The following is a 7,602-nucleotide window of genomic DNA, read 5'->3' on the forward strand; positions in this document are numbered from 1 at the left end:
GCCCACCAGGCCCAGGGCCTCGAAGGCGACGGTGTGCGCGGTGGACATCAGCCGCGTCAGGTCGCCGGGCGTCGAGGAGATGAACCCGCCGGGGGCCGGGCGGCGGTGGTCGTATCGTCGCCGGGACACGCCCTCACCCCCGGCGCCCGGCGAGCTGGGCGCGGCGCCGGTCCTGCTCGCGCTGCCACTCGCGGAAGGTGCGCGCGCCCTGGCGCCGCAGCGCCTGCGGGCGCTGCTTCGCCGCCATCCCCACCTTGCGCGACCCGGAGATCGCGTCCAGGTCCGAACGCAGCTGGGAGGCGTAGCCAGCCTCGGCGACCGCCTCCTCCGTCGGGAACACGTCGCCGATCCGGTCGTTGTCCTCGTCGATCAACGCGTCCTGGTCGCCGCCGAACGAGAAGATCGTGATGAAGTTCGCGGGCAGGCCCGGGTCGTCGATGCAGCCGCGGATCCGCAGGATCTCCTTGGTGTAGGCGTAGAACGTAGTCTCCGGAAAGTCCCTGATGATCCGCAGCCATGCCAGTAGGTACGCGTCCTGATAAAAATCACCTGCGTCGTGGATCCTTACGTACGCTCCCTTGAACTTCTCGGCCGCGAGCTCCTTGCGCATCGCCGCCTCCCAGCCGGGCAGGTCCTCCACGACGAACAGAAGGTTGGCCACGTGCGCCGGCGCGACGTTGCTCCACGTATAGGTACCAAAACGGGCATAGCAGACTAATGCGCATGTTCCGGCTTGAGGGCAGGTGACGACCGTCGTGCCGTCGGGGAGGACGGCGTAGAGCGCGGGCAGCGTGAAGACCCAGACGTTCTTGTCGCGGCCGAGGTTGGAGTTGCCCTTGCGCAGCAGCTGCTTCGGGCGCGCCCGCGCCGCGGGCCGGAGGGTCAACTTCGTGGTCATGGCTTCTCTCGCTTTCAGGTGGGCGGGTTCTCGTCGGGGTGGAGCTTGGCGAGCAGCGCGGTGCGCCAGGCGATGGCGAACTGGAGGCAGCCGCCCTCGGACTTGGCTCGGCGCCCGTGCGCGCAGCCGGAGACGTGGCGCCCGCGCGTGGACCAGGCCATCGAGTCCGTGCTGGCGAACAGCGGGGCGTAGCCGTTCTCGAACGCCTTGGACTTCACGCCGTACCCATGGATGGCAAGCCCCTGATCTCCGGCGAGTGCCGTGGCGATCTCGCCGATCTTGCCGGTGGCCTGGAGCCGGCAGACCGAGCCCACCCCGACTCGCGGAAGGGCGGCCAGGTCGATCCCTGCGGCCCTGTATCCGGCCAGGCAGTCGAGATAGCTTGTCAGGCTATTGCCTTGGAGGACCGGGATCACGGGCTGGCCGGGCAGCAGTTCGAGCAGCGTCAGGTAGGAGGCGATCGTGCGCTCCTGGTGCTCGCGCACCGTGAGCCCCGTCGCGGCGAGCACCTCCGGCTCGGTCATCCAGTCCTGCGGGCTGATGAAATCCGGCCGGCCGACCTCCTCGACGTAGCGCAGCGCGGCCTCGGCGTACTGCTGGGGGCTGGAGAGGAACTTGCCGAATCCGCTCAGCTGGGAGTACGCGCCGCTGTCCAAGATCCAGGAGGCGCCGTCGCCCAGGCGCGGGCACTCCCGCTTGTAGCGGGAGAGCGCGACGTGCGAGAGGCACACCGGGAAGTCGACCTGCTCGACCCAGCGCGGGTGATGCAGGCCCAGGTAGAACGTGGGTGCGCTCACCGGCCGATCACCGCCGGGCAAGCCGGCGCGGTGACGGGCCTGCGCCCCGCCTGCGTGGCGCGGCGTGCGCTCGCGTAGTCGCACACGACGACCTCGACCCGCGGGCTCACGCCGCGCCACGCGCGGGCGTGGGTGGCGGTGTCGATGCTGCTGCTGGTCAGCTTCAGCCCGGTCTCACGGGTGAAGCGGCCGTAGGGCCCGTTGTGCTGGCGAACGGGCCGGACCAGTCCGCTGTGACGCACCGGCGCGGAGGGCTGCGGGATCAGGAAGACCCCGGAGTCTGCGAGCCGCGCGGCGACGGCGATGACGTGGTACTCGAAGAGCGCCCCGGTGTAGGCGGTGGGGTTGGCGCTGCGCGCGAGGCCGCCGAAAGGGGGGTTGCCGAAAGCGGTGTCGAACCCGCCGAGCCCGGGCGGGAGGGCGAGCACATCGGCTTCGATCCACTGCGCCTGCGGCACCAGCTTGCGCCCGACGCGCACGTACTCCGGGTCGCGCTCGACGCACACGATCTCGCTCGGCGCGCGTCCGGCGCGGTGCGGGGCGGCAGGGTGTGCCGCGAGGGAGGCGATGCGTCCGATGCCCGCGCACAGGTCGATCAGCCGGTCGCCGCCGACCTCGACCGTCAGGTCGAACGCGAGGTCCTCGGGCGTGAAAAACGCGCCGTCGAGGCCGTGGCCCGGGTTCTGCGACTCCTGGTAGTGCTCGAAGACGAAGTCGATCTCCTCGTCGGTCAGATCGCGCGCCAGCGCCACGAGTTGACGTGCCTGGCGGTGCAGACGTGCGTCGTCCTTGCTCAGCCGTGCCATGGGAACCTCTCCGATCGGGGCTCGGCTGGCGCTCTGCGCGGCCGGGCGATGTGGGCGGGAAATGTCGCAGACCACGGAGGTCCGTAGATGGTGGTCAAGTGCTTGATTCATTGAGGCCGCCCGCATCCCGACGGCACGGCGTTGCGAAGGCGGGGGCCGGGTCCGCGGGTCCGATCGGCTCCCTGGATGCGCGCGGACTCGCGCGCCGGACCGAGAGGTGAGCGGCCGGGCGATGCCGGTGGGCTGGCGCGAATCCGAACCGTGGGCCTTCGCCGCGCCAGGACACTGCGGTGCCAGCCCTCCGCCTCGCCTCGACGGGGCCCGGCGGCGAGGGAGGACGCCGCCGGGCCCCGGAGGGCGCCTGGACGGGGGGAGATCCAGGCTTTCAAGGTCCGGTGCGGCTGGGGGGGTGGGCCGCCCCGGACCTTGCTTGACCACTATAACACTAAGACTTGTTTTATAGCAACAAGACTTCGGGGCGGTCCGCCATCGATGGACAATCTGAGGGGAGTTAGGCCTTCGCGTCCTTCAGCCGCCAGCGTCGGGCCTCGCGGTCCCAGGCGCAGAGCCTGAGGAGGGTGTTGATGTCCTCCATCGAGCCGTCAGTTCCGGGCTCGCAGGGCTCGTACGGCGGGCGGGCCAGGCAGAACAGGCCGTATTCGCGCGCCTCGGCAGCGCCGGGGTACTCGCCGCTCCAGCGGGTGCGGCAGTCCGCTCCCGGCCGGCCCGCTGCTCGTGGACCTCGCCGACCCCCGCAACGGCGATCGGCTCGCCCGGCCGCACCGGAGTGACCGATGCGGCGGGGTCGAGGACCTCCCAGTGCCCGACGCCGAGCAGGCGCCGGGCACGTCGGAAGTTCGCGCCGCAGCGGTAGACCAGGATGTCGGCGAGCTCCTCGACGGTCTGCTCGGGGTCCGCGTCGCGTCGCAGCCGCCGGGCGCGCACGTAGCCGTGCGCGTTGGTGAAGCCGATCAGCGAGGTCACGACGCTTCGCCAGGGGCGCTCTGGCAGCTGCAGCCCTCTGAGCCGGCCCAGGTCGGCGCGCCGGTGTGGGATGCGAGGGCGTACCGCCGCTGGATGCCGTAGTTGCGCACAGCGCTGCGGGCGCTGGCGGTGTACTGGTGCAGCGTCTTCGCTGAGCGCTCGCGGCGGGACCGGAACGCCGCGAGCGCGGATTCGAGGTCGATGTCGGCGACCGCGGCGCCCATCCCTGCGCCCTCACCGGCGAAGACCGCGCGCAGCGCCGAGATGTAGGAGTTCGCGCTCGAGCTCGCCGCAGCGCCGACGTTGCGGGCCCAGGCCCAGTAGTCCTCGACGTCCGAGAGGGTCGGTTCGGGGGTGGTCAGCGAGCTCGGGAGCGGTTCGGCCCACATCGCGCCGGACTCGATCCGCTCGGGGGTCATCGGGATGAGGTAGCCGCGCGGGGCGCAGGAGCTCGGGGGCGAGTGGCGCAGGTCCGGGATCCACACCCAGACGGCGCCGTCGAAGACGAGCGCGACCGAGCCGTGCATCCGGCGTCCGGTGCAGCCTTCGATCACCCCGACCTCGGCACCCGGCGTCCAACGGTCGGCGGCGCCGCCCGGATCGGGCGTCACGGGCGCCCCGGGATCGGCGGCGCTCGCAGTGGTCGGTTGCATGGAAGTTGTTCTTTCTCCTCTGGCCGCGTGAAAGCGGCGATGCTGATGGCAGGGCCCGAAGGGGCTGTCCTTCGAGGCCTGGGGCGGGGGCGGGAACGGTGCGCAGGTGGCGGCAGGGCGGCGAAGCGGTCCCTACTCGCTCGCGAGTCCGCGCTCGACGCTCTCGAGTGCGTACGCCTCGGCGAGGTCGGCTGCCGCCTCGACGCGCAGACGCGCGCCGCGGGCCTGGTCGCCGGCCTGTTCATAGCGTTCGGCCACTTCGCATACAGCGGTGTGGAAGTGCCGGGCCTGGCCGATCCGGTCGATCTGTCCGGCGAGGCGGTAGGCGCGCAGCACGATGTAGACGCAGTTGAGCACGGCGTGCACATCGCTCGGGCGGGCCAGGAACGCGCCGCGGGCCGTGTCCATGCACTGGCGCGGGCTGCTCCCGTCGGGGCCGGTGAGCCCGTAGTAAGGGCGCAGCACCTGGGCGTGGTGGTCGAGCCACGCGAGGAACTTCGCACGGTCGGCGACGACGGTCACCACGCCGCCTGCGGCGCACGGATCGTAGGGGCTGGTCACGAGGGAACCTCGATTCTCGGTACTTGCCCCGGCCCCGAGCGGCGGCCGGGGCCGGGGTATGGTCTGCGCGGGCGGTCAGGCGGCGAGCAGGCCCGCGGCGGCGGTCAGCCGGTCGGCGTATTCGATCTTCTCGGCCCATTGCGGCGGGAAGCCCGCGGCTCCGGCGTGGGCGCCCGCGAGGGCGCCGGTGATCGCCGCGATCGAGTCCGAGTCCCCCCGGGTGGTCGCCGCCCGGGCGAGCGCGGTGACGGGCTTATGGGGGAACAACAGGAAGCAGTGCACCGCGGTGGCCAGCGCCTCCTCCGCGATCCAGCCGTCCCCGGTTGCGATGCACGGGTCCTGGTTCGGCCGGGGCGCGACGAGCGCGGCCTCCACGCGCGTCAGGGCCTTGCGGCACTCCTCCCACCCGGCCGCGATGAACGACTTCGGGGAAGAGGCGCGCGCGGCCGCCCACAGGCCGCCGAGCCAGTCCAGGTGGTACACGCCCGAGTTGCGTTCGATGTAGTCGAACAGTGCGGGCAGAAGGTGCGCGGGCTCGGCGCCCTCCGCGAGCAGCCACACGGCGTGCGCGGTCAGGTCGGCGGCCGCGAGCCCGGTGGGGTGGCCGTGGGTGATCGCCGCCTGCAACTGCGCCGCCCCGGCTCGCTCCGCCTCGCTCAGCCGGGCGATCAGGCCCAGCGGGGTGACCCGCATGTTCGCGCCGCACCCCTTCGAGTCCAGGACCGTCGCCTGCAGCCACGCCCGCCCGGTGCCGATGCGGCGGCACGCGGCCATGCATGTGCCGCCCGGCGCCCGGGTGTTCTCCGGGGAACGCGACCACGCCACGTACTCGATCTCCAGGGCCTCGGCCAGGTCGAGCGGGTCGATGCCGCCGAGCCCGCCTTCGAGGTCCGGGGAGTATCCGAGGAGGTTCGCGGCCTCGTTCGGGCCGGGGCCGCCGTGGGCGGCGCGGGCGAGGGCCGCGACGGTGGCGAGCGCCATCTGGGTGTCGTCGGTCACCAGCGCCGGTGTGGGAAGCGTGCGCGGGCCGCCGGGGCCGTACCGGCCCAGGATCGCCGGGACCTTCATGAACTCGGTGGGCTTGCCCATCGCGTCGCCGTAGGCGAGCCCGAGCGTGGATCCGAGTACTGATTCGTAACGCATTTCGTCTACCTCCAGGTGGCCGGGCCGGGGCCCGAAGATCACTCGATGCGCCCGGCTCGATGCCGGGCGGCGCGGTCAGTTCTTGATCTGTGCGGCGACCGTGCGCGCCTCGCGCGCCGCCCATCCGCCGACGCGCTCCAGGAGCGCGGACAACTCGGGGCCGTCCTCGGCGGGAGCCCGGAAGACCCGGCGGACCCCGCCGGTGTTCTTGCCGTAGACCTGCACCCGCAGCTCGCGCGCCCCGTCACGGATCGCTGTGGCCGCGACGTAGACCCAGATCCTGACGGTGCGGGCCTGATCCGGACCGCCGGTGTGCGCGTCGTACTCGACCATCGCCCCGAGCCGGTCGTCGCCCGGGACGGGCCGACCGGTGTACGGCGACCACGGCGCGATCTGCGCGTGCGCGCCGGCCTCGGTCTCGATCCGCGCGGCGATCCGCTCGGCCCAGCCCCGCGAGAGGTCGGCGACCGGGTCGTTCGCCTCGCGCGGCGTGCGGGTGTCGGTGTTCTTCATCGCTCAACTCCTCGGTCTGCGGCCGGATCCGGCCTGACGCGGCGGCGCGGACCGCCGCACCCCGTGGAACCATCATAGAACTAGTACTTGCGTTATAGCAATACGGCTTGCATCATAGTGACAGCGGGGACGGCAGCCCCGCGAACGCAGACCCGTGACAAGGACCGACGCAGATGACTGAGACTCAAGGCGCGCGCCGCCCGGGCGAGGACCGCGCCGCCGCGATCGCCCAGGCCGCACAGGAGGCCTGGTACCGCTCCATAGGCCCGCGCCAGCAAGAAGCCCTGGTGGGCACCGTCGCGGCGCTCGCGCTGCACGCGGCGGCCGCCGTCGAGACGCCCGACGCGGGCGCGATCGCCCGCCTGGACGCGGACGGCTTCAACAAGTGGACCAACGAGCTGTGGGGGGCGGCGTGGTGGGCCCGTCCGGACCTGGTCGCCTTCGCCGCCCCGGTGATCGAGTGGGCCGAAACCGCCAGCCCGGCCGCGCGCGCGGCCTCCCTCGCCGCCGCCCGCGCCGCGATCGACGCCGGGATCTACCCCTTCATGCGCCGCCACCGTTACGGGGTGGACCTGCTCGGCTTCCTCGTCCAGGACGTCCACACGCAGGCGGCCAAGAAGTCCGGCGGAGTCTTCCACACCCCGGGCGACGTCGCCGCGCTGGCCGATGAACTGCTCGGCGCAGAGGTCGGATACGCGCACCGCGACTTCGCCGACGAGTTCTGCGGCACCGGCGAGCTCGCGCGCGCCGCCGCCGAGTCCATGCGCGCGCACGGGACCGACCCGGCCCGCGTCCGCTGGTACCTCAACGACGTGGACGCTACCGCCGCCGCGTGCGCCGCGGTCAACGCCTGGATCTGGGGCCTGGGACCGCTCGTGCTGGTCGGCACGCACGACATCCTGTCCGACCCGGTGTGGGTGCCGACCGCCGCCGCGACCCGCCGCGCCGCGATCTCGCACCGCGACGAGACCGCCGCCTTCGCCGCGCGCGCCGCGGGCCTGCTCCGCGCCGCGCGCGGGCTCGAACAGAACGAGTCCGGAACCGTCGGGACAACGCCGCACCCGGTCACCGGCAAGACCCCCTCGGACGGCGCGCAGCGCTGCGGCGGGTGCGCACACGTCTACCTCCGCCAGTCCGCCCACGGCCCGCGCACCAAGTGCGCGCTCGCCACCTCACGCCGCCACGGCCCCGATGTGCCCGCGGACCTGGACGCGTGCGCGGACTTCGCCCCGCGCCCCGCGGAAAGC

General features: G+C 72.7%; 9 protein-coding genes. 1 reads left to right on the top strand and 8 read right to left on the bottom strand.

Annotated features, from left to right (window positions below):
* Positions 1 to 133: 133 nt before the first annotated feature.
* The 8 genes from KDK95_RS33210 to KDK95_RS33245 all read right to left on the bottom strand — a co-directional run bounded on the left by KDK95_RS33210 (position 134) and on the right by KDK95_RS33245 (position 6,355).
* Positions 134 to 898, bottom strand: coding sequence for a GP88 family protein (locus tag KDK95_RS33210; RefSeq protein ID WP_212522329.1), 765 nt, complete (start codon positions 896 to 898; stop codon positions 134 to 136).
* A gap of 14 nt (positions 899 to 912) precedes the next feature.
* Positions 913 to 1,695 carry a deazapurine DNA modification protein DpdA family protein gene (locus KDK95_RS33215; protein WP_212522330.1) on the bottom strand — a complete coding sequence of 261 codons (783 nt, stop codon included), beginning with the start codon at positions 1,693 to 1,695 and terminating at the stop codon, positions 913 to 915.
* Positions 1,692 to 2,501 (bottom strand): class I SAM-dependent methyltransferase, encoded by an 810-nt coding sequence (locus KDK95_RS33220; RefSeq protein ID WP_212522331.1) that lies wholly within the window; start codon positions 2,499 to 2,501, stop codon positions 1,692 to 1,694. The genes KDK95_RS33215 and KDK95_RS33220 overlap by 4 nt, the downstream gene beginning before the upstream one ends.
* 528 nt (positions 2,502 to 3,029) lie before the next feature.
* On the bottom strand, positions 3,030 to 3,485 hold the full coding sequence (locus tag KDK95_RS33225; protein ID WP_212522332.1) for a hypothetical protein: 456 nt from the start codon (positions 3,483 to 3,485) through the stop codon (positions 3,030 to 3,032).
* A complete protein-coding gene (locus tag KDK95_RS33230; RefSeq protein ID WP_212522333.1) occupies positions 3,482 to 4,138 on the bottom strand; it encodes a hypothetical protein in 657 nt (218 codons plus the stop codon). The genes KDK95_RS33225 and KDK95_RS33230 overlap by 4 nt, the downstream gene beginning before the upstream one ends.
* Positions 4,139 to 4,270: 132 nt before the next feature.
* Positions 4,271 to 4,699: a hypothetical protein gene (locus tag KDK95_RS33235; RefSeq protein ID WP_212522334.1), complete on the bottom strand. Its 429-nt coding sequence runs from the start codon at positions 4,697 to 4,699 to the stop codon at positions 4,271 to 4,273.
* Between the two features lie 75 nt (positions 4,700 to 4,774).
* Positions 4,775 to 5,842 carry an ADP-ribosylglycohydrolase family protein gene (locus tag KDK95_RS33240; protein ID WP_212522335.1) on the bottom strand — a complete coding sequence of 356 codons (1,068 nt, stop codon included), beginning with the start codon at positions 5,840 to 5,842 and terminating at the stop codon, positions 4,775 to 4,777.
* Positions 5,843 to 5,917: 75 nt separating this feature from the next.
* Positions 5,918 to 6,355 (bottom strand): hypothetical protein, encoded by a 438-nt coding sequence (locus tag KDK95_RS33245; protein ID WP_212522336.1) that lies wholly within the window; start codon positions 6,353 to 6,355, stop codon positions 5,918 to 5,920.
* A gap of 173 nt (positions 6,356 to 6,528) precedes the next feature.
* Here KDK95_RS33245 and KDK95_RS33250 point away from each other — a divergent pair.
* Positions 6,529 to 7,602: N-6 DNA methylase (locus KDK95_RS33250; protein WP_212522337.1), on the top strand; the 1,074-nt coding region annotated here is incomplete at its 3' end.

Source organism: Actinospica acidithermotolerans, assembly GCF_018139625.1.
Lineage (GTDB): Bacteria > Actinomycetota > Actinomycetes > Streptomycetales > Catenulisporaceae > Actinospica > Actinospica acidithermotolerans.

Coding starts and splice junctions, on each gene's coding strand:
- KDK95_RS33210 (WP_212522329.1), bottom strand. CDS start 898: ATGACCACGAAGTTGACCCTCCGGCCCGCGGCGCGGGCGCGCCCGAAG.
- KDK95_RS33220 (WP_212522331.1), bottom strand. CDS start 2,501: ATGGCACGGCTGAGCAAGGACGACGCACGTCTGCACCGCCAGGCACGT.
- KDK95_RS33230 (WP_212522333.1), bottom strand. CDS start 4,138: ATGCAACCGACCACTGCGAGCGCCGCCGATCCCGGGGCGCCCGTGACG.
- KDK95_RS33240 (WP_212522335.1), bottom strand. CDS start 5,842: ATGCGTTACGAATCAGTACTCGGATCCACGCTCGGGCTCGCCTACGGC.
- KDK95_RS33245 (WP_212522336.1), bottom strand. CDS start 6,355: ATGAAGAACACCGACACCCGCACGCCGCGCGAGGCGAACGACCCGGTC.